This is a genomic window from Croceitalea sp. MTPC6 (genome assembly GCF_036985525.1).
GTDB lineage: Bacteria > Bacteroidota > Bacteroidia > Flavobacteriales > Flavobacteriaceae > Croceitalea.
Window position 1 is genome coordinate 12,534 of record NZ_BTGR01000012.1, and the last position, 24,732, is coordinate 37,265.

Below are 24,732 nucleotides of genomic sequence, written 5' to 3' on the forward strand. Positions count from 1 at the left end.
AACGACCGCAAATATAACTTTAGTTCAGTGAAAGTGGAATACCAAAATAGAACTCCAATATTTTAAGTCTAAATATATAGTCATACTTAGTTCTCACAACACTAGCTTCTGCATTATCCAAACGGGATTGTGCTTGGCTAAAGTCAAAAGAGTTCATTAAACCAACGTCAAATCTTTCCTTAGCATAGTCATAAGCCAATCTTCTAGCCTCCAAGGTTTTTTCTGCCGCCTCATAAGCTTTTAGAAAAGTATTAACATCTACATATGCTTGTTGAATGTTAGTTTCCAATTCTAGCTTTTGTTGGTCTAATTGAATCTTTGAAATATCTACGTTAATTTTTGCACGCCTAACATTATTGCGCGCATTCCAACCGTTAAAAATAGGAACGTTCAATTGTGCTCCGTAAGAGATTCCATCAAAAATATATAACTGATCAAAAAAGCCACCTAAAGGAGTGTTCTGGTCAGAATATCTGGTATTGTAGTTAAAGAAACCTGTTATTGTAGGGTATCTTGCACCTTTAGCAATTTCTAAATCCTTTGAAGCTAAATCGACATTTGTTTCGGAGAACTTGATATCATTTCTAAAACCAAGTGCTTTATCAAAAATCACTTTCGGCGAATTGCTCAAAATATCAGAGACTGGAATATCAAAAGACTCTTCTGCAGTATCAAAGTTTTCATAATCCGTAATCTGCATTAACTGAGCTAAGTTGACTCTTGAAATTAAAACCAAGCTTTCATTATTAACAACTTGTTGTTCTTGGCTAGCAGCGGTAGCTTCAATTTCCAACAAATCCCCTCTTGGTGAAACTCCAGATTCCACCAATTCTTTCGTGCGCTTTAAATCTTGTTCAGTCACTGCATATTGTGCCTTAGAAACTTTTAAAGCTTCTTTATTGGATAGCACTTGTAAATATGCGTTTGCTACACTTAATCTGATATCATCTTTTATATCCTCCAAACGATATTGATTTGCTATACCATTTAACTTAGCTCTTTGAATTCGTTTAAAATTTCGAAGCCCATCAAACAAAGTTAAGTTGGAGCTTAACCCAGCACTTACATTAAAAATGGTGTTAGTCGTAGGTTCATTTGTTGCGGGGTTAAATGATAGTCCTGTATTTGAAGATACTGTTGTAGAACCATTCAAATTTGGTATTAATGCACCAAGAGCGTCGGATTCATCAATTTTTGCATTTTCCAAATCCAGTTCAGATTGCTCTACTGTTAAATTATTATCGACCGCATAGATTACACACTCTTCTAGTGTCCATTTTTTCATTTGCCCATTTACGGCAAAGAAGGTCCCTATGATTAGTAGTAAGGTTAACTTATGTCTCATTCGTTTTTTGATTTTTTGGTTTCTAAATTGGTTATTCAGTAGTATCTTCGGAATCATCACCTTCCTCATCATCTAAGCCCTTTTTAATGGGCTCGGTCTTATTCCATTGTTTTACTTCATCATTTTCTTCAAGACCGGATACTATCTCTACATTAACTCCATCCGAAATACCAATTTCGATATCCCTACGTTCAAACTGTTGTTCTCCAGTAGCTACTTCCACATAAGGTTTGTTGGTAGACCTATCAAATTGAAGTAACGCCTCGGATATAACTAGAATACTGTCTTTCTTTTCGAGTGTTAATGAAGCATTTGCACTATATCCAGCACGTACCATCACCGTTTCATCCACTTTAACATCACCTTCAATTTTAAACTGCACCGCACCAGCTTCTTCAATTCCTTTAGGCGCTATAAACTTGAGGTTGGCGTCGAACTTTTTGTCATCTATTGCACCTAAGCTTATTTCCAGAGGCATACCTACTTCCAATTTACCTACTTCACCTTCATCAACTTTTCCTTCGAAAATCATTTTTCCCAAGTCGGCAATTGAGGCAATGGTAGTTCCATCGTTAAAATTATTACTTTGAATAACCTGATCCCCTTCTTCTACTGGAATTTCTAAGATTGTACCATTAACCGTTGCACGGATATTTGTGTTGGCACTAGATGAGCCGCCAGCAGAACCACGCAAGATTATTTGGTAATCGTTTTGAGCATTTTGCAACTCTAATTTCGCCTGATTGTATGTAAGTTCAATATTCTGAAAATCTTGGGCAGATACAACTCCTTTATCAAAAAGCGTTTTATTTCTATTGAAATCAAGTTCAGCATTACTGAGATTTACTTTTGCATTATTAACCCGACCGCGAGCTTGATAAAGTGCTTGTTCATTAGGAACTACTTTAATGGTAGCTATTAACTCTCCAGCTTTTACCTTGGCACCTTCTTCCAGATATATCTTATCTATGATACCGGAAATTTGAGGTTTAATCTCAATTTCATCTTCTGGGATTACCTTGCCAGTAGCTACGGTTTTCTTCTCTATACTAGAGATGAAAGGTTTATGGGTCTCATATTCTACTGCTGACTTACTGTTGGACTTTACAAAAAAGGCTGCTGCCCATAAAGCTCCGAGTATCAATACTCCCAGTCCTACCCATTTTAAAATTTTCTTCATTTTATGTCAATTTAGTTTCTATAGTGGTTATTTATTTATTCTTCTCTTAGAGCATCTATCGGCCTTATACTAACTGCTCTTTGGGCAGGTATCAAACCTATTAAAACACCCAATAGTATCATTAGCAGAAGTGACCCAATTACATAAGGAATTGGCACAGTGGGATTAGCATATGGAAAATCTCCGCCTTGTGTTAAAGAGTCTATTATTTTTAAGGTCAATGCCCCAAATATAATTCCTATAATTCCTGCTAAAAGTGTTAACACCAAGGCTTCAATAATAATTTGGTTTCGTACTTCAGAAGGCGTTGCTCCCAAAGCTCGTCTAACTCCCAATTCTTTGGTTCGCTCTTTTACCGAAATCAACAAGATATTTCCAATTCCTATAATACCAGCTAAAATACAGGCGACACCGACTATGAGTGACAAGAATGTCATACCGCTTGAAAAGCCCATAATTTTATTAAAAATCTCCCCTAAGTTAAAAGAACCAAAAGCCCTCTCATCTTTAGGGTTTACATTATGAATTCCTCTTAAAGTTGATTTTATGTCTTCTTCTACTTTGATAACATCTGCATCGTCATAAGCGGCAATGGTTAACCAAGAAACATTGTTACCAGTATTATACAATTTTTGAAATGTAGCAAATGGAATATAAATATCACTGTCACTTTCAAAGCCACCTCCAGGTGTAAATTTATGTACACCTACTACTTGAAAATAAATATTATCAATTCTTATATATCCTCCAATAGGGTCTTCATCTTCTTCAAAAAGCTCTTTTTGCGTTCGCTCTCCAATGACACATACCTTTCTTGCCTGCTCAATGTCCTCATCGTTAATAAAGCGTCCTCCATCGTAAATTTTCTTAGTTGCTATTTCTGCAAAAGCTGGATAATCACCATAAACGGCATAGTTTCCAGACTTTAATCCTCGTGTTATAATACCAGGGCTGGATCCAAAAATTCCTTTTACGTTTCTTGGCGCTATTGTTTCTATTTCTGGAACCCTATTATACAATACTTCAACATCTCTAAGCTTTAACTGTATTTGGCGACCTGTCTTAAAGCCTGCATATGGCATGCTCGTACGTTGTCCCCAAGCAAAAAGACTATTTTTTGCTATGGTTTCAAATTGACGTTCAAAACCATTGTCCAATCCCTTTGAAGCTCCGGAAAGACCTATATAAATATAGATTCCGACAAAAACCCCAATCATAGTCAGAAAAGTTCTCAACTTATTCTTTCGAATAGATTGAAAAATTTCTTGCCAAGTATTTCCGTCAAAAAGCTGTCTCATCTTATTCGTCCCTTAGTGCTACAATAGGTTTAATTTTCGCTGCTCTTCTGGCCGGAAGGTAACCCGCTACCGCACCAATGACAATCAATAATATAGTTACGAAAATCGCATTCATAGTATTGATTTCTGGATTCGTGATAAAGTAGTCATCCTCAAGAGTTTTACCGCCTATGGACCTTAATACTGCAATACCTATTATCATACCTACAAATCCAGATATAGTAGTGATAAATATTGCCTCAAATATCACTCCATTTGTCACTCTTTTTGGAGTTGCTCCCAATGCTTTACGAATTCCGATTTCTTTAGTTCTTTCCTTGACCATAAACACCATGATGTTGCCAATACCAATCATACCGGAAATAATGACCGCAAAGGCTATTATAGAAACTATAGTTTGCAATACCCCTGCAAACTGTTGGTTTTGCTTAAATTGATCTGCAACGTTTCTAATAAATATTCCATTGGGGTCTTCTGGGCTTATTATTTTTTTATCCCTAATAAATTTGTCCAGTTTTCCTTCAAAAGCCATTGCCCCAGCGTAACCAATCTCCGGCTTAAAGGCAAGAATGATTTGGTCTATCTTATCATTGTTCTTTTCAATTAATTGTCGAGTAGTATATGGGATATAAATGTTACGCTCTTCATTATCACCACCATCATCTTGAAAAACCCCTATAACTTTAAACGCACTGCCAGCAACATCAATAAACTTTCCTATAGACTCCTCACCTTTAAATAAATCTCGTTCTACGAGTCGACCAATTACAGCGTATTTTGTTTTCTTAAGAACATCGGTTTCATTTATATACCGACCTTTCATCATTATAGTTTTTTCTGCAAATAGGTGTGCAGGTCCAACAGCTCTTGTTGTGTAATTATCATATTCTTCTTTATAGCTAACAATTGCCCCTCTAGATATTCTTGGTGTAATATACTCTAAGAACATTGGGAAATTTTCCGTAATGTCTTCTAAATCATCATTTTCAAATTCTATCTGTCTGTTTGCCTTATAGCCTTTAAAAGGTATGGTGGTTCGTCCAGGAAAAACGAAGAAAACATTTTGAGCATCATCATTAAAAAACTTTGCAAAAGTATTTTTTAATCCATTGCCCATTCCAAATAAAACCACATAGATAAAAATACCCAATGCAACCGTGAAACCTGTTAAAAAGGTACGCAGTTTATTCTTGCGAATAGTTTCAAATATTTCTTTCCAAGTATCCCTACTGAACATATTGTGCGGCTCTAACCTGTTTTACCTTTTTATCTTCGACAATCACTCCATCTTTTAGATGTACAATACGCTTACACATATGAGCAATGTCTTCCTCATGAGTCACAACCAAAATAGTGTTACCATCATCATTAATTTTTTGGATAAGATCCATTACCTCATAAGAGGTTGTACTATCCAATGCTCCAGTTGGCTCATCTGCCAATAATACTTTTGGTTCCGCTGCCATAGCACGAGCAATGGCAACACGTTGCTTTTGTCCCCCAGAAAGTTCACTTGGCAAATGTGATGCCCATTCTTTTAGTCCAACTTGCTCTAAATATTTTAAGGCTTTTTCTTGACGCTCTTTACGAGCAACCCTTTGATAGTATAATGGCAATGCTACATTCTCCATAGCGCTTTTATAATTTATCAAATTGAAAGATTGAAAAACAAAGCCCAAGAACTTATTACGATATTGAGCAGCTTTGGTCTCGCTTAAATTTTTAATTGGTACGTTGTCCAAACTATAAGAACCTTCATCCAACTCATCTAACATTCCTAAAATATTAAGTAAAGTAGATTTTCCAGAACCCGAAGACCCCATAATGGCTACTAATTCACCTGCTTCGCAAGAAAAATTGATTCCTTTTAGTACATGAAGGGAATTACTTCCCATTTTATAGGATTTGTGAAGATCTTTAATTTCTATCATGATTGGTTTGTTAGCTATCAGAATTTTGCAATCCTGTGTCAATAGGACTTACAAGTTGTTGATTTGTTACAAGAAAAGTTTAAAAATTTTGTTAAAAGGTTAGTTGTTGTCTTCTTCAGACTCTATGGCATTCCAAACCTTTATTTTATCGTCTGTAGAAATGCCAGATTTTACCTCTACATGGATACCGTCACTAATACCTAATTCGATATCCTTACGTTCAAACTGCTGGTCTCCATTTTCTATTTCTACAAAAGGTTTTTTGGTATCTTCATCAAACTGTACCAAAGCCTCTTTTACAGCTAAAACACTGTCCGCCCTTGCTAATATGATAGATGCATTTGCACTTAAGCCTGCTCTTATAAAAGTGGTATCTTGTTTTTTGAGTGTCCCCTTAATTTCAAATTGGATAGCACCATTTTCTTCTTTCCCTTTTGGTGCTATATAATCAAGAACCGCATCGAAAACCTGATTCTCTATAGCTCCCACCGTAATTTCAAGAGGTAAATCTTCTTTGATTTTTCCAACCTCAGATTCATCAACTTTACCCTCAAAAATCATTTTTTCGACATCTGCAATCGCTGCAATAGTGGTACCCTCGTTGAAATTATTACTTTCTATCACTTGATTTCCTACTTCAACAGGTACTTCTAATACCATTCCACTAACCGTTGCCTTTATCAGCGTATTTGCAGCGTTTCTATATCCACTTGTTGTTCCAGTTTTTACAATATCAAAACGCTTATTTGCCGCATTATAGGCCTGTTTGGCTTGATCATAAGTTAATTGTGCCCTATCCAAATCTGCTTGGGAAATAACTCCTTTATCAAAAATGGACAATTGCCTATCATAATTACGTTTTTCATTAGCAAGGCTGATTTTTGCATCCTCTATTGCGTTGCGAGCATCATTAAGCGCATTCAAATTAGGTACAACCTTAATTTTTGCCAGTAAATCACCAGATTTTACATAATCGCCCCCCTCAACATAGACCTCTTCAATCACTCCTGAAATATTAGGCTTTATCAATACTTCTTCCAAAGGCAAAATACTCCCGGTTGCTACCGTCTTTTTTATAATATTTTGTTTAGAAGCCTGTTCTGTTTCATAAACAACCGGATCTTCTGAATTCTTTTGATACAAATAGTACATAGCCCCTCCAAACCCGAGGATGATGACTAATAAGATGATAATGGTTACTGATTTTTTCATTCTTGATTGATTTAATTTGTGAGGAAAACCTCTAAAATTGTCCCCATAAGGAGAATTCTATAATTAGCTATACTTAGTTATTATTCTGTTCTTAATGCATCTATTGGCCTGACTTTAATTGCACTTTGGGCGGGAATAAACCCAGCCAACAAACCGGATAGTATTAAAATAAGCAAGGCAACTGTAACAACACCTACACTTACACTAGGGTTTAAAAACATATCCACTGGTCCTACATTGTCTAAAAGTGCATTAACGCCATAAATAAATAATGATCCCATAATAATCCCTGCCATTCCCGATATTATTGTTAAAAAAATAGACTCCATAAGAATCTGTTTTTTTATGGACCAAGGATCTTCACCCAACGCTCTACGAATCCCAATTTCCTTTGTACGTTCTTTAACCACAATCAACATAATATTACTGATGCCTATGACACCTGATATTAGTACTAAAGTGCCAACTATAATAGCAATCCAACGCATGGCACTGAAAAGTGTCTCAACTCGATTGTACTGTCTAAAAAGATCAAAAAAACCAATCGCCCTTTCATCATCTGGATGTACTTTTCTACTTTGTTTAACTGTGCTTATTATTTTATCAGTAAGATTGCTGATAGATTTTCCATCTTTAGCTGTGATAGCCATCCAACCCACGTTATCTGCCCTGTTGAATGCCTGGGAAAAAGAGGTAAAAGGTGCATATATTTGACGTTCACTATCTTGATTACCTCCATTGCTCGTCTTTTCTTTATAAGTGCCAACCACCATAAAATTAACCCCAGATATCTTAAGGTAGGTTCCCAAAACCTCTTCACCCTCTTCATATAAATCCTTTCTAATTCCATCTCCGATGACCACTACTTTACGCTTTTCTTTTATATCATTATGATTTATAAATCGTCCGTGTGCAACATACATAGGATTTTGCATAATTATTTCTGGATAATCTCCAAAAATTCGATATGAGCCTGTCTCCGTTCCATAAATTACATTATCAACTCCACTTGGTCCTCTTTGAGCATTTCTAGGTGAAATGATCTTAAGCTCTGGTACGTTTTGACGAAGCAATTCTACATCCTCCAATTTAAAGTTAAATCTTCTTCCTTCTGGAAGTCCTTGATATGCCATCGTGGTGTTCTGTGTCCACATGAACATAGTATTAGTGGCTACGCCGTTAAAGTCTTGTTTTATACCGTTTTCTAGACCTTTACCAGCTGCAAGGAGTATAATTAAAATAAGAATACCCCAAAAGACACCAAAAGCCGTAAGTATGGTCCTAAACCAATTACTGGTAAGGACTTCTATGATTTCTTTCCAACGGTCTTTATTAAACATAGTCTACTCGTCTCTTAATGCTTCTATTGTATGTATTTTGGCTGCATGCCAAGCTGGAAAAAACCCAGCAATAGCTCCTGCAACCACTAAAACTATAACTGTTGTAAATGCTACTGCAAAATTAACTGATGGGTTTACCACATAATCGATTTCTACATTAGGGCCTACAACCTCTAAAATTGCCATGCTAAAAATTAATCCTGTAAATCCAGAAATGGCCGTTACAAATACAGATTCCTGTAAAATCATAGCAACAATTCCCCAAGGTTTTGCCCCTAGAGCTTTTCTAATGCCAATTTCCCTGGTTCGTTCTTTAACCACAATAAGCATAATGTTACTTACACCAACAACACCTGCAATAATGGTACAAACCCCTACGAACCAAAAGAAAAACTTAATGTTGCCTGTGAGTCCGTAGTAACGCTTAGCTTCTTCAATCGGATTCCAAACACGGATAGCCCTGTCATCTTCTGGGGAAACGCCATGGTATTCGTTTAAATACGTTTTCATTTCCTTGATAAACCTATCAGTATTTGCAACAGTAGCATTAAGTGACCCTTGATCGGGCAACAGGTAATTCAGATTGTTAATTTTATCACTTCCATTAAAAGCAAGCTGAGCTGTTGTTATAGGTATAAAAATCCGTTCCTCTTCCCCCTCATCATCACCATATTCCCCAAAAACACCTACAATCTTAAATCCAGCCCCCGAAATTGTCAAATACTCACCAAGTGGTGAATCCAAATCTGCAAAAACTTCTCTCTTGATTTTATTACTAATAACAGCCACTTTGGCATTGTTACGAACATCTGCCTCATTTATGTAGCGCCCTTCAGATAGATATTCATTTTCTATGGGCTGCAAGTCACCTGTAGTACCAGCAACGTTATAGACCAGAAGATCATTGTTGTAAACTACTTTTACACCTCTGGGAAAGTAAAGTACAGAACCTTTATCATATTCTTCTCCCATTTGACTTGTTATAGCATCAAAATTTTCATTACGGAGTTGAATTCTTCTACCTGGATTAAGACCCTTGTATTCAATAGTTGTTCTCCCTGGCCACACCCATATACTAGTAGCGGCATCACCTTTGAATTCTGCTTCTATACCATTCTGCATGCCTTGGCCAAAGCCTAATAAAATAACAAGTATGAAAATTCCCGAAGCAACAGAAAGACCCGTGAGGAAAGTTCGCAATTTATTTTTGCGAATGGTGTCGAATATCTCTTGCCATCTTTCGATGTCAAACATTGGGTTGGTTTTTTGATGATTGATGAATACGTTACCGTACTTTTAATAAGACTGAAGTTAGTCTTATTTGTTACACTTTTTCTGTAAAAAAATGTTAAACTACTGTACTTCTGCTTTTTAACTTACGATAAATAAAGAAAAATAACCCTGCCACCAAGATATATGGTATTGCCATCAGGTAGACTATTCCATTATTAATACCTTCTGCTTGACTATTATCCGCTTCACTTTCCAAAGCAGCCCTACACATAGCACATTGTGCTTCTGCCCATTCTGGAAAAAGAGCAAACACAATAACTAATATTAATGCAATTTTTTTATTCATGGATAGTATGGTGAAATCATTATATATACAATGACACCTGTTATAGCAACGTAAAGCCATATAGGAAAAGTATATTTTGCCCATTTTCTATGTGCGATAAAATCCTTAAGATAATAAGACTTGCTATAGGTGATTAGAACCAACGGTATGATAATTATTGAAAGTACTATATGCGATAATAAAATAAAGAAATACAAATAACGGATTGCCCCTTCACCTCCAAAGGACGTAGATTCAGAAGTCATGTGATAAGCAACGTACATTACTAAAAAAGCAACAGAAAAAGTAATGCAGGTTGTCATCAAATTTTGATGTAGCCTTTGCTTTCCTTTCTTAATGGCCACGACGGCAGCAATTAAAAATATAGCTGTCAATCCATTTATGGTTGCATAAATAGGAGGAAGAAAACTAAGTGGTTTAGCATTTGGTATTTTATAGCCAAATAAAAGTGCTACAACCAAAGGAATAACAACTGATAAAATAGTTATCCAAACTTTTATCTTTTTTTCATCAACTACTTTCTTCTTCATCTATTCAATCAATAGTTTTTTTATGTCCTCTTTGAGCATGGTAATCTGTTGCGCCTCACCTTCATCATTAACTCCTTGCTTTTCTGTAATGGTACCTCTGTAGTAAATTAATGGGTTTCCAAAGCGATCATTTCTTGAGCGGATATATCCTTGTTTGTCGACCAAGGCAAACATTCCGGAATGCTCAAATCCTCCTGGAGCATCAACTGCTTCATTGGCCAAAATATAAAACCCTTCACGAGAAAGCTTATATATTTCATCTTGTTCACCTGTCATTAAATGCCAATCCATATCCGTAACACCATACTTTTCGGCATATTTTTTTAATATGGTTGGAGTATCGTATCTGGGGTTAATTGTAAAAGATGCAACACCAAAAGCATCATTTTCTTTAAATGTTTCTTGAAGTTCCACTAAATTTTTTGTCATAATGGGGCAAATAGTTGGACATGTAGTAAAGAAAAAGTCCACCACATAAACTTTACCCAAATAATCTTCATTGGAAACCAAAAGACTATCCTGATTTAAAAAGGAAAAAGCTGGGACCTTTCTTTTTTTTCCATTATTGACAATAAATGAAAGGTCACTTATGGTATTAGTATCCGCTAATCTATGTTTTTGGACTACAGATTTATTTTTTAAGCGATTCACAATCCTTGGGATAAAAATTATACCAAATACCAGTATCACTAATGACACCCATACATAAGTATACTTTTTGCTATTATTTACTCCTGTCGGCATTGTTCTTTTTTAATGCTAGTCTATATTCTGCAAGGATTATTTTCACATCATCCTCCATCTTATTATTTAATTCTGCAACAGATATGGTATTGAAACCATACTTAATTCCGTCTTCCTCATCATCATCCCTGCCTCTTAAATTTCTCTCTTTATCGATTATGAAAACACTTGGGTTCCCTAAATTTTCATCAAGCTTCAAATCTGTTTTTAAACCTTTAAACAGCATCTTTATTTCTTCTGGATTTGCAAAAACAAAATTCCATTTTTTAGTATCCGTGAACTGCCCTAATTCTTTTTTTAACCCTTCGACCATATTTTCTGCTCCTAAGGGAACTATCATAACCATTTGAAAGTCATTAAACTCATGAAAACGTTTATAGATTTTCTGGTTAAGATTGAATACATTGCCCTTTACCTGCTCAATATCACTGCCTAAAAAACCTAAAATTGTAATCTTATCTTCTAGCGTATGATTTTTTGATATTGAAGAAATATCTTGTATTGATTCTGTTAAAATTGGCAGCTTTCCAAAGTTATTTACCCCAGAGGCAAAGAATATATAAGCCACAAGTGGGAGGATAAATAACACTATTAAAACGAAAGCCTTTTTCATATTTAGAAAGCTATACAAAAATAAAAAAGACGGCTTTAATAACCGTCTTTAAACTTTAATTAATCACTTAAGTTTTTAGAAATCCCAAGCCATAAAACCACTTTTGAATACATCATAAATATAAGTGGCTTCAAAAAGCAAAATTGTTATCAAATAGACTACCAAGAAGATTGGAGTCCATACAATGGCTCTTCGTAAAGAACTTTTTTCATCCCTTAAGTGCATAAAATCCCAAGCTATGTAGTATGCCTTGACCAAAGTAAGAATAATAAATATCCAGTTAAGCAATTTCATCTCTAAGAAATACGTCTTAGTCAAAAAATCTGGCTTAATAATACCCAGAACGACTTCTATGGTGGTTACTAGGGTAAGAAATGCCAATACTCCCCAAATCTTTTGAGTGTTTGACTTAAACTTCCACAGACCTCTAAAAATTTCTAATTTATGTTCGTGCGCCATGTCGCGTAATCTTTATAAAGACTTCCATTTACACGGAAGTGAAATTTAAAATTTATACCAAATAAAAGAATGTAAATACAAATACCCACACCAAATCTACAAAGTGCCAGTACAGACCAACTTTTTCAACCATCTCATAGTGACCCCGTTTCTCATAAGTCCCTATTATCACATTAAAAAAGATAATGATATTGATAACTACACCTGAAAAAACGTGGAAACCGTGAAACCCAGTAATAAAGAAAAAGAAGTCTGCAAACAAGCGGCTACCATATTCGTTGCGAACTAAATTTGCTCCTTCAACAACTCGCACTGCATCGTTTAACTTTAGCAAAGATTCCTCTCTGTTCAGAAGGGTTTTTTCACCTTCTTCACTTATTTTTTCTGTACGTATTAAAATATTTGGATTGGCTTTAAACCCAGTTATAACCTCATTTAAGGAAAGTGATGTGAGTGTACTTTCATCAGCATTAAACCAGATACCTTTATCTCTTGTGTTTGCAACCCTGTCCTCTTCCAACACAGTTGCAAAGTCAGCAATTGCAGCTCTTTCGCCTGTTTCTGCATTAACGAACTGTAGTACACGACCTCCTTTTGTCTCTAATGCCCCAAAATCACCTTTAATGAACGTTGCCCATTCCCATGCTTGGGAACCAACGAAAATAGCCCCTCCAATAATGGTCAAAAACATGTAAAGGACTACCTTTTTCTGTTTCATATGGTGACCCGCATCAACAGCCAATACCATAGTAACCGAAGACATAATTAGGATAAATGTCATAAAGGCAACATAAATCATGGGGTAGTTTCCATGAAAAAACGGAACGTGGGTAAATACCTCATCGGCTATTGGCCAAGTTTCAATAAACTTAAATCTTGAAAATCCATAGGCTGCCAAAAAGCCAGAGAATGTTAAAGCATCAGAAACAATGAAAAACCACATCATCATTTTACCGTAGCTTGCTCCTAGAGGTTTATTTCCTCCCCCCCAAACGTTTTCTTCAGTACCGGTCGTTGCCGTTGTGTCCATAAAAAAGTCGTTTTAATAAAACTTTAGCAAATTTACATCTTTTGCTGTATTGAAAAAGATAATCTGGATTGAAAACTTTCCTAAAGGCGATTTATTTTACAAAAAACATAAATAGTATCAAATACACCCAAAGAATATCTAGAAAATGCCAAAAAGTGGCCCCTAATTCCAATCCTAACATGTTTTCAGGTGAATATTTTTTTCTTAACTGCTGTGTTATTACAACTAGTAATGATATTAGACCGGCCACTACATGTAAAATATGTACAAATGCGATAAGAAATATGTAGGACATTTTAATATTACTTGTTGGGCCAGTAAAATAATAACCGCTTTCCAGCATTTGGGAAAAACCAACAAACTGGAAAACAATAAAGCTTATTCCCAAAAGCAATGTAACAAGAAGGTAATTGGTCACTTGCTTTTGATTATTTTTCTTAGCCGCCCTTTTCGCAAGAATATAACTTAAACTACTTAAGATAATTAGGACTGTACTAATTAAAAAAGCTTGTGGGAGCTCAATATTATCTAGCCAGTCTTCACGCTTACTGCTAACAATGTAAGCACTGGTCCATCCCGCAAAGCCCATAATTAAACTCACAATACCAAACCACAGCATCATCTTTTTTGATCTGTCCTGTTTTTCTTTTGGTGTCCCTTGGGTTAAATCCATATAAAAACTAAATAAATTTATCTATAACATAAACTACTTGCATAAGAGTAATATAACTTACACTTGCTAACATTAGGTTTCTTGCTGATTTATTATCTCTTTTTTCATAAAGCTTAAAAGCAAAGATAAGCATCGTTATACCCATAAAAAGAATTAAAATTCCAGCTGGAATAGACAAGTTTAATCTTCCAGTAAAACCAAAAACAGGCATTATAGAAATTACTATCATCCAAATGGTATACAATATTATCTGCAATGCTGTACCTGAATCTTTTTTACCGGTAGGCAACATCTTAAACCCCCCTCTTTTATAATCTTCATCCAACATCCAACCTAAAGCCCAAAAATGTGGAAACTGCCAAAAAAACTGAATCATAAATAAGGTGCCAGGCTCAATACCAAAATCATCTGTCGCAGCTACCCAACCCAACATAAAAGGAATGGCACCTGGGATGGCACCTACAAAAACCGCAAGTGGTGTTTTAGTCTTTAAGGGGGTGTAGGCGCTGGTATACAGAAAAATTGAAATAGCGCCAAACATAGCTGTCTTTGGACTTAAAATATATAAAGACAATACTCCCAAAATTGTTAAGACTATTGCAATAGTCATAGCCATTTGCACAGACATTCTTCCTGCTGGGATTGGTCTGTTTTGTGTACGCTTCATCAGCGCATCTAAATCCTTCTCTATGATTTGATTATATGCATTTGAAGCACCTACCATACAATAACCCCCAAAAGCCAAAAGTAAAATGGCAGACCATTCCAATGTATACGCTCCTAGAAAATAACCTGCTATTGAAGAGAACACAACACTTACCGCCAACCTGACCTTAGTGATTTCTTTAAAATCAGTAAGAATTAATGTTAAACTGGAGTTTTTGACAGTGCCTGTGGCAGACTTCATTCTCATATAGATATTGGCATGCAAAGATACAGCCAGACACCTTCTTTTGCAACGAATTATAAGTCTTTATGTTATTTTTGGATTGATTGGACGTCTAAGTCGAAAACCACCTACAATGAAAAAAAATACTTTCATCCTATTCTTATCCATTCTTTTATCATTTGTATCTAAAGTTCAAGCGCAAAACAAGGAAGTCACTATTTCCATTGATACACTATCCAATAAAATCTTCATGTTAACTGGTCGCGGTGGAAATATTGGAATTTTTGTCGGGCAAAAAAACGTTTATATGATTGATGACCAATTCGCTAATATTAGCGAAAAAATAAAAGCATCAATAAAAACACTCACCAATAAACCAATTTCATATTTGGTCAATACGCACATGCATGGCGACCATACCGGAGGTAATGTAAATTTTAATTCTGAGAATACAACCTTGGTAGCCCATGAAAATGTAAGGAAACGCTTGAACAAAAAAGGAAAGGAACACCTAGATGCAAAAAAATAAGTCTAGAAGATTTTAATAAAACTTTACCTGAAGTAACCTTTTCTGAAGACCTTACCTTTTTTGAAGGTGATGAGACCATTATGTTATTTCATGTTCATAATGCACATACTGATGGAGACACCATGGTTTATTTTGTAAATGAAAATGTGCTCCATATGGGCGATACTTATTTTTCTGGTCGTTATCCATATATAGATTTAAAAAGTGGTGGCAGTATAGAAGGGTATATACAAGCCCATAAAAAGGCATTATTGGTAATTGGTGAAGAAACTAAAATTATTCCAGGTCATGGACGGCCTTCAAATAAAAAAGAACTACAGTCTTATGTTAAGATGTTGGAAGAAATTACAGAAAATATGCAAGTCGCCGTAGATTCTGGAAAATCATTAGAAGATGTAAAAGTTGATGTCAATTTAACTTCTAAATACGACGGTACTCATGGAAGTGGATATATTAATCCAGAGCGTATGAGAGAAACTTTGTATAAAAGTTTATCTAAAAAGTAATTAATCTTCTAAAACCAGAGCATTAAAAAACCCTTATAGAAATAAGGGTTTTTAATTTGTATATGTAATAAAATACTTTTATTGTAATTTGAAGGTAATAGGAATACTGAATGGCACCTTTACCGCTCTACCCCTTTGTTTACCTGGGGTCATTTTTGGAAGCTTTTTGATAATACGCATTGCTTCAGCTTCTAGATTTTTATCTGGACCACGCATTCTAATATTTCCAATACTACCGTCTTTCTGTATAACAAAAACAACACTTACTCTTCCTTGGACACCCATTTCTTGAGCAATCTCTGGATAGCGGAAGTTTTTACGAATGTGCTTTTGCATCATCTCTTGGAAACAAGCCTTCTTGTTACTTGACCCTTCACAACCTGGAAAAACAGGTACGTCTTCAATAACGGCAAAGGGTACAGAAATATCTTCTTCAACCTCTTCCATCTCAACATCCTCAACTTCCATAACTTCTTCTTCTTGACTGGTTTCAGTAGACTCTATTACAGTTTCTTCTACCTCTTCCTCGTCTTCTACAACCTCGATTACTTCAGGTGCAGCTGGTGGCGGTGGCGGTGGCGGAGTTTTTATTTGTTCAGTCATAGGAACTTCTTCATCTAACTGGTCTTCTACATTTAAACTAATATCATAACCCCCATCATCATCGTAGTTTTTATATTCTAAAGCTCCATACACCAACAACATAACCGCAGCAAGCCCAATTACGAAATAAAGACTGCTATTTCGACCTACATCAGCTTTTGGATTCTTTTTTGGTTCCATATCTTTTTGATTTTAGTGTTTGCTAATTTAAATATTAATTCTATAAAATGACAATTATAATGAGTCATTTTAACTTCTTGATGAGTGAAAGATAGCTTTTGATGAGTAAACCACCAAAAATTGCCCCTGCACTATTTGCCAATACATCAAAAAATTCAGCTGCACGGTCAAATGGCATTATATATTGTAAACCTTCAATTAATATGCCATAAATAATCGCAACAACCATTATTTTATATGTTGTTTTCAAAGGTTTAAAAGAAGGTTTGACTCTTCTTTCTTGAAGAAAGAAAAAACCCAATACCACAAAAACGAAGTAAAAAATAAAGTGTGCTATTTTATCTGCATAAGGTATTCGTATCCCTGTGTCATTATCTAACTCTGGAAAAGAAAATAAGCTAAGCGATGTAATGAACATCACCCAGCTTATAAATAAAATTGTATAAGCATGCTTTTTAAGCACCCACTAATTCTTTGTAATCTGTATCACTTATCAGCTCTTCCACTTCTGATGAATCCCCAATTTTAATTTTAATCATCCAGCCATCACCATATGGATCAGAATTTACTTTTTCCGGTTCATCTTCTAGAGATTCGTTAAACTCAATTATTTCGCCAGAAAGAGGTAAAAACAAATCTGAAACAGTTTTAACTGCCTCCACGGTTCCAAAGACTTCATCTTTATCCAAGGTTTCATCTAAAGTTTCCACCTCAACATAAACAATATCGCCAAGCTCTCCCTGGGCAAAATCGGTAATTCCAACAGTTGCTACGTCACCATCTATCTTAACCCATTCATGGTCTTTTGTATACTTTAATTCTGAAGGTATATTCATTTGAATGCTATTTTGATATGCAAACAAATGTAGGGGAATAAATACTAGTTTTCAAAAGAATTCCAAATGCTTTTTCAAAGGAAAATCAACGTTCTAATTTCCAAAATTATAGCGTAAAGTAAAGCCAGTATTTATAGTGGTTTGTGGAAAAGCGGTTGAAACGGCAAACTTTGAAAAGGAATGATCGTAGAAAAACAATGCGTTAAGGTTTTTGCTCAATGCATAATCTGCGGTAAACTTGATTGACCATAGGTTTTGACCAGAAGTAATTTGGTTATTGTCAATGTCCAAGTTTCTAATTATAGTAATGTTGTCACGAAGTGATAAATCTGCTTTTAAATTCAAGTCTCCTTTTAAACGGGTTTTTTGGCCTCCAATATTTGTTACAAACTTAACATCCTTAAAGCGATAACCAAGTCCAACAGTATATTCTTTTCCATTAATCTCAGTCAAAAGGTTATTATCAAAACTTAAAGAAAGTGTACGGTCTGTTCTTACTTCAGCCAAAACGCTTAAAGAGTTCTTCATTTCAAAATCCACTCGCATCAATGGACTAAACTCATCATTTAAAATCACATTATTTATAATGTTCTCTGGTAAAAAATCCCCATTCTCTGCGGTTGTTTTATTTTGACGCTCTAAATTGGTTTGAAAAGAATTTATGCTATAAGCTGCACGATATCCATGACTAATGGAAAAGCGTTTGAACTTCTTCTTAAACCCTTTAAGCTTCATCAATCCTGTATACTTAATATTCCAGTTGGGAATAGGAATCTCTCTAAAAGCATCTAAATTCACGCGTTTAGCATCCTGACCTGAGTATGCGGCAAAAAATGCTGGCAGTAGCACTTCTTGCTGTGTATTCCCATAACCATTTGGAAACTCTCCAGTCGCAGGGTTACCTGGAGCAACTCCACGTTCTTGCGCAATCCTATTCGCGATTGTAATCCTATTTGCCTTAAATTCTTCAAAAGTCTTGGAATCAAACTCATCACTTTTTCCAAAAGCGGTTCCAATCATCATTGTGGAAATACTAAAGTTTCCAAAGTTATTGCCTAACAAGTTTTCGTATTCAAATTGACCAAATCCTAAATCATTTACTTGAAAATTTTCCTGATAATTAGTACTCAAACGTCTGTCGGCCGTTAAATCTATTGTTAATTCTTGAGTTGGTTGGGCTGTAGCAACTATACTTAATTGTTTATTTGTGTTTTCTAAATATTGGGAGTTGAATTCGGGAAAAGTTGTTAGCCATCCATTCCTTGCAGCTTCAAAGCGTACATCAGCTTGACTACCAAAAACAAAACCTAAAGAGGGCCTTCTTGTACCAATAAATCCAATGGATTGTGTGTAACCAGGTAGTACCTTCCCGTTGTTTTCACTATAGTTTACATTAATACGTTTTACCATCGTTAAAATATCCACCAGAGTGTTAAAAGCTTTGCTTGACTTCTTTTTGGGTTTTTCATCCTTTTGTTTAGATGATGGATTACCGGCCTTATCAGTTCTAATCAGTGGATTGGACCTAGCAGGAGCAATTTTACCGTCACGCTTTTTCAACCCTATCATATCATAGAAACCTTGCATTTGCATATTCATGATAAGATTATGCGTATTTGCATTTTGTACGGTATTGATGTCTTCACCTGCTACTTCTCTTAACGCATCCCCGCCACGTTGCCAATCAAAATTACTGGTATAGGAATATTCAGAATCTATAAAGCTTAAGAAAGGGATTTTATCAAAAGGCAGTTTATAGTTCAACTGCATTTGCTGCGCATGCCTGTTTGGTTCACCAATGTCAAAAAAACCATCCCATAAATCTAAATCTTGATTTATCCCAGAATCTGGGTCTTCATCTATATTAAAATAGTTGCGTACAATATTATTATTGGATGCTGTTAAGTTTATTCTAAGTGATTTGGTCAAGCTATAGTTTAAAGCATATTGCCAATTGAATAAATAATTTCTTTGCTGTAGCAAAGGCAAATCCAATGCATCGACACCTGGTTCTAAAACATCCCTAAAACGTTGTTGATTAAAAGAACGATTATAATTTGCATTTACCGAAACACTTGTGGGCAATAGATTTAAGTTCAATTCTTTTAACCATTTCCAGTATTTTCCCGTAAATAGTGAATCTTTTTTGGCAAATGGTGCTAATGGAGCAGGTTTAAAATTATGGTTGTACACAAAACCAGTGGTTACATTTTGATCTTGCAAATCTGCTACCTCAAAGTCACGATGATTTGTTTCGTTATAGGAATAGTTAAAAGTAAAGTTCTCGATATCATAAAAATTCTCCTCAGCTTCCTCCCCTCTATTTTTACGAACACCAATAAGATTAATGCTTGTTCGTTTTGTATAATCTTCCGCTTGTTCCTTAATGGTCTCTGCCTCTTCGGCTATCTGCGCAGCAGCAATCCTATCGTCTAATTTTAAATCATCATAAACTGGATCAAACTCTGGAGTAATTAAGGTTTCCGCAATCCCGTAATTGAACGGTATCTGTAGCCCCCACTTTTTTGGAAATAATTGTCCCACATTCACATTAGTGACCACATCATATGCCATGGCATCTTCTCTAAGTCTCTCATTTGGCATTTGGTCTATAGAACCAAAACCTGAAGTACTAGTGCTACCTGTTGCAGAAACATTCGCAAAATCTGCCATGTTAGCATCCAGAGCTGCTACAGCTGCCCAACCACCATTGTTGTCCAAGCCAGCCAAACGAAGCTCATTGAACCAAACCTCACCCCGAGCTGGTAAATCATCGTCATTTTTTACCCCAATCATCATACTACGGATACTACCCAATGAAGGGTTCCCTCTTATACCTATTCTATTCCTTCCCAAGGTTCTTGGTGCAAACTCGTCTACCGGTACTACCTCTCCATCAATTACCTCATAATAATTGATATCATTCAAAGTTTGATTGGCAATACCCAAGGATTTTACTTTGTTCAAATCTGACAAATCTATACTCAACTCATTTACATCTGGCCAAATATCCTCTGCTGTTCCAGAGCCAAACGGTGTAAACTGTAATGGCAATTCTATCTGATAGAAATTCTCCGAAAAATCTGTTCCAATTCGTAAAAAACCAACTAAAGGAGTATCATCATTGGAATAATCACTATCCACAATTTTCTCGGCATGCATAAACATTTTTATACGCTCATACTGCCTTACATCAATATTCACATTTTTAAAAACCCCTCTCGAATCTTGAGATTCTAAATTTTCAACAACAAATGATAGAGATTGCTCATTTTGATTGATAATAGTGTTATTGTTATTTAATTGTTCTCTAACTACTCCAGGAGGGAGCACATACGGAATTGGTGTTCTTTGCTCATTTTCTTCAATATTCACTGCATTTACATCAGTAATAGTACCATCATCCTCGGGGATATCATCTATGCCAGGCTGCAAGGTGTTTGTATATGAACGCCAATCGCCCCTTACCAAATCTAAAGTCGCAAAACGCAGCACAACATCATCTGTAAAACCAGTTAAATACATCCGCATAAAACTTATGGAACGAAAATCTGTTATACCTCCTACAGCATCTGTAAAATCACTTAACGGAATTTTGTATTGAATCCATCTTCTATTCAATTGTGTTCCGTTTGGAAGTTCTGGAGTCACACCTTCCCTTATGTCCGTAACATATTGATTATTAATAGTTGTGTTGGGCCGTATCTGTATGCGATATTCATAATAGCTATTTACCGTGTTCATGGTTAAATCACGGTCAATATCCTCAACATCTGGCAAGGTTGTAGAACCTCGGTTAGTATTTGTTACGGCTACAGGAGAATTTCCATCTGGGTTATTAAAATCAATATATCGCTCTAGAATACTTCCTTCTCTGTTCAAATAGTATTGATAGTCATCCAATGCTGGGTCTTCCGCAGGTCCATTGTAAATAGTGGCTTCTTCCGCATTTGCTAACCCATCATAACCTAAATCCTGTAAACTTCTATTAGTCTCGTCCGCATCAAAAGCATACACCAGTGATTGTGTGGCCGGTACTTCTCCCCAAGAGGTTGGAGCTACCAAATCATTACTACCAACTCCTGGAAGACCATTTTCATATTGCTTTTTACCATCTTTTAAAATATCTTCAGAGATGTTACCCAAATTCAAGACTAACTCTCCCGCATTAGTTGGTGGAGTTACACCATCCACATAAGGGTCTAATACCCAAAACTGCACAAATTCCACATTGGATTGCTCAAAGTTAGTACTACTTAAGGAGCGCATTAAACCTCCCCATTTCTCGTTTGGTTGCTCGGCCCCAAAATTTGGATTTGCATTATATGGTCCTTTTTGATTTGGATAATAAGCAATATCCAAAGTACCCTGTACAGTTGTCTGTCCTTGCGCAATGTTTACTTGAGGAAAAACCTCATCTATAAAAACCCTTCGTGTGGGGTTTAATGAAATATCATTATCAGAAACCCCATCTGGTCGTTGATTTGTATAAAAAATTGGATCGATAGTATACCAAGCCATTTTGGCCCTACCATAACCATTTAATAGGTTATTTGGGTCTTCAGGAGAACTGCCTTCCAGTTGACCCCCTGGTAAAAATTCCAGTGGTGGACTAGCCAGCGACCAACCCAAAGAAGAGCGAATATCTATTAAAGCTTGTGCACCTTCAAAATCGTCTAGGTATGTTGTAGTTTCTCCTTGAAAATCTGCATTTTTTGGAGAATTTGGCTGTAAAACCGCTACTTCTCCCCTTATAGAAAGGTTAGAGGCAACATCCGTATCAATATTTGGAAGCCTGTTTGCCAATCTCGTTAAGAAAGGAACCTCAGTACTAAAATTGCCGTTTAAACCAAAAACAGTGTTGTTTACTGGCTCTACCCCAAAATTTGCTTTTTGAGTGAGAGGCCTTTCATTTAGGTTCAAAAGTGTTCCTCCTAGAACAAAATTCTCATTGAATTTATGTTCTACATTAATTCCCGTAAACCTTCTGGTTTGCTGTCCGAATACTGCGTTATTTTCTACGGATATATTGATAGGAGTATTTGAAGCCTCCAAACTTGGATCTAAAAGTTGGACTGTACCCGCTTGATAATTCACTGTATAATCGATTCCTTCTTGTAATTGGCGACCGCCTGCCGTAACCCTTACGGAACCTCTAGGCACATTAAAAGCTCCTATAGGGATACCATTATTACCTTGGGATTTGTATCGTCCTTTTAATTGGAATCTGTTTTTTTCAGCATCCTGTAATGAGGCCGCCTTTGTCTTGGCATACATATTTCTAAATACATAGCGCTGTTGATTTACATTATACCCTTGGTCATTTTCAACATCGTAAGTACCTCCACCTAACTCATTAAAAAGAAATTCTCCAAAGGGTTCTACCTTGGTAAAAATGATACGTCCACTTTGTGTATCAACAGTTATACCAGGAACATAATCAAAAAAGCCATCCCCGCCAGCTTGTACATCATTGTAGATATTCAATCTATCCAGATTAAAAATGTTAATCAATATTCGGTCTTCAAACCCAACTGGCCATCCAGCATTTGGGTCTACAGGAGTGATATAATTTCGTGGTGTTGGGTCTGAATAAAGGATATTAAGTTTAAAATCTTCTTGACTCAATTGAAAAGCACCCGTTGCATAAATGTTTTTCATCATCAAATCCCAAATAGGATCTTCTACATTGGTAATGTTACTCTTGAGTAATTTTAATACCAAAGTGTTATTTTCAACTATAGGGTTAACACCCCCAGAAACTGTTGTGGCATCTATACCTCCATTTGCAAATTCCCCAACTTGAAATACTTGTCCATTAAAAGTATACTGGAAAGCAACGCCTAAAACCTCATCATTACTTAAACGCTGATTTAATGAAATATATCCTAATTGTTGGTCAAATTGATAATCACGACCTTGTTCCAACTTTCTTGCATTTTCTAAAATAGCATAATCAAATCCTTGATTAACTACATAGCCAGGAACATTGAATCCAGCATCAACTGTGGCAATATCCCTAATGGATTGAGTTAAAGCACCACCTGCCCCTATTAAATCTGGGTCAAAATCATTGGCATTGTTCTGTGGCAGCCCATTTGCCGAAGAAGCATTAAAAAAACCTGCTGGAGCCCCCCCTTGCTGTCCAATCCTAGTTTGCTCTGAAACAGCTTCCCCCAAATCTTGAATAGCAACAACGTTTCTTACATTTAGTGTTTGTTGATTTCTATTGGTCACCCATACCTCTAATCTGGTAATTTGAACTTGACTTTGGATGAAAGGGTAGTTAGTTAAGGCAGCATCATAATTATCCCTGAAATATTGAGCCAAGAAGAAATGCTTATCCTCGTCATAATCTAGAGCTGTGAGGGCGAATTCATTTAATGTACCGCCCCCTTGCGCAACAACAGTGTTGTTTTGTGAGCGTTGCTCAGAAAAAACTGCAGTAACCGTAGTTTTACCAAACTGTAACTGTGTTTTTACACCAAATAAACTTTGCGCTCCTGTTATTAAAGAGCTATTTAAAGGCATGTTTACATTACCAATTTCAATTTTTTGAAGGATATCATCCTCAGTCGGTGTATAATCCAGTTTAACAAGGTTCTGAAAATCAAAAGTAGCTTCAGTATCATAATTGGCAGTAACCTGCAATCTTTCACCAACCTTTCCAAGCATACTTAAACTTATTCGCTGGTCAAAATCAAAAGATAAGTTTGTTCTATTTCTAGGTGAAAGCGCAGGATTATCGTTTTTCTGCCAGATAATCCCTAAATCCATGGCTACCGAACCTTGAGGTATTACCTCAATGGTATTTCCACCAAAAATAGATTCAAAGAAGTTATTGTTTACATAGAAATTTGGTAGTAAGTTTTTACGAGCTTCCTCTGAACCTTCTTTTCTACCAGTAAAAGCATCTATTTTCTCTTTAAAATAAGATTTCATTGACTCCTTTTTAACCAATTCAAAATATTGGTCTGGAGTCAAGTATAGTGGATAGTTAACGTTAAAATCCCCTACTGTTACATTATAAACGTAGCGGTCAATTTTTGAATCATACACATATTTTGAAACTATACTGTCAGGGTTTTCCAATAAGATTTTTCCAGTTTCAAATCCTGTTTTAACAGAATCAACCTGTTGCTCATTGTTATCTTGTGCCATCGTAAGATTTACGACACCAAGAAGCATTATGCAAAAGAAAAGTTGCTTAAATCTTTTAGATTTAAGAGATGATTTTACCCCTATCTTCAAACTA

Annotated in this window: 22 protein-coding genes; 2 read left to right on the top strand and 20 right to left on the bottom strand. The window is 35.8% G+C overall.

The features are described from left to right. Positions 1 to 19 precede the first annotated feature (19 nt). The 16 genes from AACP56_RS16590 to cyoE all read right to left on the bottom strand — a co-directional run bounded on the left by AACP56_RS16590 (position 20) and on the right by cyoE (position 14,841). Positions 20 to 1,345: a TolC family protein gene (locus tag AACP56_RS16590; protein WP_339338545.1), complete on the bottom strand. Its 1,326-nt coding sequence runs from the start codon at positions 1,343 to 1,345 to the stop codon at positions 20 to 22. Between the two features lie 31 nt (positions 1,346 to 1,376). Then, positions 1,377 to 2,525 carry an efflux RND transporter periplasmic adaptor subunit gene (locus tag AACP56_RS16595; RefSeq protein WP_339338547.1) on the bottom strand — a complete coding sequence of 383 codons (1,149 nt, stop codon included), beginning with the start codon at positions 2,523 to 2,525 and terminating at the stop codon, positions 1,377 to 1,379. Positions 2,526 to 2,560: 35 nt separating this feature from the next. Continuing rightward, entirely contained in the window at positions 2,561 to 3,823 is a 1,263-nt protein-coding gene (locus AACP56_RS16600; RefSeq protein ID WP_339338549.1) for an ABC transporter permease, read from the bottom strand. A 1-nt stretch (position 3,824) separates the two neighbouring features. Then, a complete protein-coding gene (locus AACP56_RS16605; protein ID WP_339338551.1) occupies positions 3,825 to 5,060 on the bottom strand; it encodes an ABC transporter permease in 1,236 nt (411 codons plus the stop codon). Then, the gene (locus tag AACP56_RS16610; RefSeq protein ID WP_339338553.1) at positions 5,050 to 5,754 is read right to left on the bottom strand and encodes an ABC transporter ATP-binding protein; all 705 of its coding nucleotides are present in this window, start codon (positions 5,752 to 5,754) and stop codon (positions 5,050 to 5,052) included. The genes AACP56_RS16605 and AACP56_RS16610 overlap by 11 nt, the downstream gene beginning before the upstream one ends. A 99-nt stretch (positions 5,755 to 5,853) precedes the next feature. Then, positions 5,854 to 6,966: an efflux RND transporter periplasmic adaptor subunit gene (locus AACP56_RS16615; RefSeq protein WP_339338555.1), complete on the bottom strand. Its 1,113-nt coding sequence runs from the start codon at positions 6,964 to 6,966 to the stop codon at positions 5,854 to 5,856. 80 nt (positions 6,967 to 7,046) lie between these two features. Further along, positions 7,047 to 8,306 (bottom strand): ABC transporter permease, encoded by a 1,260-nt coding sequence (locus AACP56_RS16620; protein ID WP_339338557.1) that lies wholly within the window; start codon positions 8,304 to 8,306, stop codon positions 7,047 to 7,049. A 3-nt stretch (positions 8,307 to 8,309) separates the two neighbouring features. Further along, positions 8,310 to 9,560, bottom strand: coding sequence for an ABC transporter permease (locus AACP56_RS16625; RefSeq protein ID WP_339338559.1), 1,251 nt, complete (start codon positions 9,558 to 9,560; stop codon positions 8,310 to 8,312). 94 nt (positions 9,561 to 9,654) lie between these two features. Then, entirely contained in the window at positions 9,655 to 9,885 is a 231-nt protein-coding gene (locus AACP56_RS16630; protein ID WP_339338561.1) for a hypothetical protein, read from the bottom strand. Continuing rightward, positions 9,882 to 10,415 carry a DUF420 domain-containing protein gene (locus tag AACP56_RS16635; protein ID WP_339338563.1) on the bottom strand — a complete coding sequence of 178 codons (534 nt, stop codon included), beginning with the start codon at positions 10,413 to 10,415 and terminating at the stop codon, positions 9,882 to 9,884. The genes AACP56_RS16630 and AACP56_RS16635 overlap by 4 nt, the downstream gene beginning before the upstream one ends. Further along, the gene (locus AACP56_RS16640) at positions 10,416 to 11,159 is read right to left on the bottom strand and encodes an SCO family protein (protein ID WP_339338565.1); all 744 of its coding nucleotides are present in this window, start codon (positions 11,157 to 11,159) and stop codon (positions 10,416 to 10,418) included. Beyond that, positions 11,140 to 11,772 carry a hypothetical protein gene (locus tag AACP56_RS16645; RefSeq protein WP_339338567.1) on the bottom strand — a complete coding sequence of 211 codons (633 nt, stop codon included), beginning with the start codon at positions 11,770 to 11,772 and terminating at the stop codon, positions 11,140 to 11,142. Before AACP56_RS16645 ends, AACP56_RS16640 begins: the two co-directional genes overlap by 20 nt. A 75-nt stretch (positions 11,773 to 11,847) precedes the next feature. After that, positions 11,848 to 12,231, bottom strand: coding sequence for a cytochrome C oxidase subunit IV family protein (locus tag AACP56_RS16650; RefSeq protein ID WP_339338569.1), 384 nt, complete (start codon positions 12,229 to 12,231; stop codon positions 11,848 to 11,850). 52 nt (positions 12,232 to 12,283) lie between these two features. Continuing rightward, entirely contained in the window at positions 12,284 to 13,261 is a 978-nt protein-coding gene (locus tag AACP56_RS16655) for a cytochrome c oxidase subunit 3 (RefSeq protein ID WP_339338571.1), read from the bottom strand. Between the two features lie 91 nt (positions 13,262 to 13,352). Further along, positions 13,353 to 13,934 carry a cytochrome c oxidase subunit 3 gene (locus AACP56_RS16660; RefSeq protein WP_339338573.1) on the bottom strand — a complete coding sequence of 194 codons (582 nt, stop codon included), beginning with the start codon at positions 13,932 to 13,934 and terminating at the stop codon, positions 13,353 to 13,355. Positions 13,935 to 13,941: 7 nt separating this feature from the next. Continuing rightward, entirely contained in the window at positions 13,942 to 14,841 is a 900-nt protein-coding gene (gene cyoE / locus AACP56_RS16665) for a heme o synthase (RefSeq protein ID WP_339338575.1), read from the bottom strand. Between the two features lie 115 nt (positions 14,842 to 14,956). Between cyoE and AACP56_RS16670 the strand changes: the two genes are divergently transcribed. Both AACP56_RS16670 and AACP56_RS16675 read left to right on the top strand, forming a co-directional pair. Further along, positions 14,957 to 15,352 carry an MBL fold metallo-hydrolase gene (locus AACP56_RS16670; protein ID WP_339338577.1) on the top strand — a complete coding sequence of 132 codons (396 nt, stop codon included), beginning with the start codon at positions 14,957 to 14,959 and terminating at the stop codon, positions 15,350 to 15,352. An 80-nt stretch (positions 15,353 to 15,432) separates the two neighbouring features. Then, positions 15,433 to 15,858 (top strand): hypothetical protein, encoded by a 426-nt coding sequence (locus AACP56_RS16675; protein WP_339338579.1) that lies wholly within the window; start codon positions 15,433 to 15,435, stop codon positions 15,856 to 15,858. Between the two features lie 78 nt (positions 15,859 to 15,936). On the opposite strand, the gene AACP56_RS16680 is transcribed toward AACP56_RS16675, so the two are convergent. From AACP56_RS16680 to sov, 4 genes are all read right to left on the bottom strand, one after another. Continuing rightward, positions 15,937 to 16,641, bottom strand: coding sequence for an energy transducer TonB (locus tag AACP56_RS16680; protein WP_339338581.1), 705 nt, complete (start codon positions 16,639 to 16,641; stop codon positions 15,937 to 15,939). 64 nt (positions 16,642 to 16,705) lie between these two features. Beyond that, a complete protein-coding gene (locus AACP56_RS16685; RefSeq protein ID WP_339338583.1) occupies positions 16,706 to 17,104 on the bottom strand; it encodes a VanZ family protein in 399 nt (132 codons plus the stop codon). Next, positions 17,097 to 17,477 (bottom strand): glycine cleavage system protein GcvH, encoded by a 381-nt coding sequence (gene gcvH, locus AACP56_RS16690; protein ID WP_339338585.1) that lies wholly within the window; start codon positions 17,475 to 17,477, stop codon positions 17,097 to 17,099. Before gcvH ends, AACP56_RS16685 begins: the two co-directional genes overlap by 8 nt. Positions 17,478 to 17,570: 93 nt before the next feature. Continuing rightward, positions 17,571 to 24,728, bottom strand: a complete 7,158-nt coding sequence (sov, locus tag AACP56_RS16695) for a T9SS outer membrane translocon Sov/SprA (RefSeq protein WP_445227711.1) — start codon at positions 24,726 to 24,728, stop codon at positions 17,571 to 17,573. Positions 24,729 to 24,732: the final 4 nt, after the last annotated feature.

Excerpts from the sequence above, each read along its gene's own strand:
- AACP56_RS16590 (WP_339338545.1), bottom strand. The coding sequence starts at position 1,345 with ATGAGACATAAGTTAACCTTACTACTAATCATAGGGACCTTCTTTGCC.
- AACP56_RS16595 (WP_339338547.1), bottom strand. The coding sequence starts at position 2,525 with ATGAAGAAAATTTTAAAATGGGTAGGACTGGGAGTATTGATACTCGGA.
- AACP56_RS16600 (WP_339338549.1), bottom strand. The coding sequence starts at position 3,823 with ATGAGACAGCTTTTTGACGGAAATACTTGGCAAGAAATTTTTCAATCT.
- AACP56_RS16605 (WP_339338551.1), bottom strand. The coding sequence starts at position 5,060 with ATGTTCAGTAGGGATACTTGGAAAGAAATATTTGAAACTATTCGCAAG.
- AACP56_RS16610 (WP_339338553.1), bottom strand. The coding sequence starts at position 5,754 with ATGATAGAAATTAAAGATCTTCACAAATCCTATAAAATGGGAAGTAAT.
- AACP56_RS16615 (WP_339338555.1), bottom strand. The coding sequence starts at position 6,966 with ATGAAAAAATCAGTAACCATTATCATCTTATTAGTCATCATCCTCGGG.
- AACP56_RS16620 (WP_339338557.1), bottom strand. The coding sequence starts at position 8,306 with ATGTTTAATAAAGACCGTTGGAAAGAAATCATAGAAGTCCTTACCAGT.
- AACP56_RS16625 (WP_339338559.1), bottom strand. The coding sequence starts at position 9,560 with ATGTTTGACATCGAAAGATGGCAAGAGATATTCGACACCATTCGCAAA.
- AACP56_RS16630 (WP_339338561.1), bottom strand. The coding sequence starts at position 9,885 with ATGAATAAAAAAATTGCATTAATATTAGTTATTGTGTTTGCTCTTTTT.
- AACP56_RS16635 (WP_339338563.1), bottom strand. The coding sequence starts at position 10,415 with ATGAAGAAGAAAGTAGTTGATGAAAAAAAGATAAAAGTTTGGATAACT.
- AACP56_RS16640 (WP_339338565.1), bottom strand. The coding sequence starts at position 11,159 with ATGCCGACAGGAGTAAATAATAGCAAAAAGTATACTTATGTATGGGTG.
- AACP56_RS16645 (WP_339338567.1), bottom strand. The coding sequence starts at position 11,772 with ATGAAAAAGGCTTTCGTTTTAATAGTGTTATTTATCCTCCCACTTGTG.
- AACP56_RS16650 (WP_339338569.1), bottom strand. The coding sequence starts at position 12,231 with ATGGCGCACGAACATAAATTAGAAATTTTTAGAGGTCTGTGGAAGTTT.
- AACP56_RS16655 (WP_339338571.1), bottom strand. The coding sequence starts at position 13,261 with ATGGACACAACGGCAACGACCGGTACTGAAGAAAACGTTTGGGGGGGA.
- AACP56_RS16660 (WP_339338573.1), bottom strand. The coding sequence starts at position 13,934 with ATGGATTTAACCCAAGGGACACCAAAAGAAAAACAGGACAGATCAAAA.
- cyoE (WP_339338575.1), bottom strand. The coding sequence starts at position 14,841 with ATGAAGTCTGCCACAGGCACTGTCAAAAACTCCAGTTTAACATTAATT.
- AACP56_RS16670 (WP_339338577.1), top strand. The coding sequence starts at position 14,957 with ATGAAAAAAAATACTTTCATCCTATTCTTATCCATTCTTTTATCATTT.
- AACP56_RS16675 (WP_339338579.1), top strand. The coding sequence starts at position 15,433 with ATGTTATTTCATGTTCATAATGCACATACTGATGGAGACACCATGGTT.
- AACP56_RS16680 (WP_339338581.1), bottom strand. The coding sequence starts at position 16,641 with ATGGAACCAAAAAAGAATCCAAAAGCTGATGTAGGTCGAAATAGCAGT.
- gcvH (WP_339338585.1), bottom strand. The coding sequence starts at position 17,477 with ATGAATATACCTTCAGAATTAAAGTATACAAAAGACCATGAATGGGTT.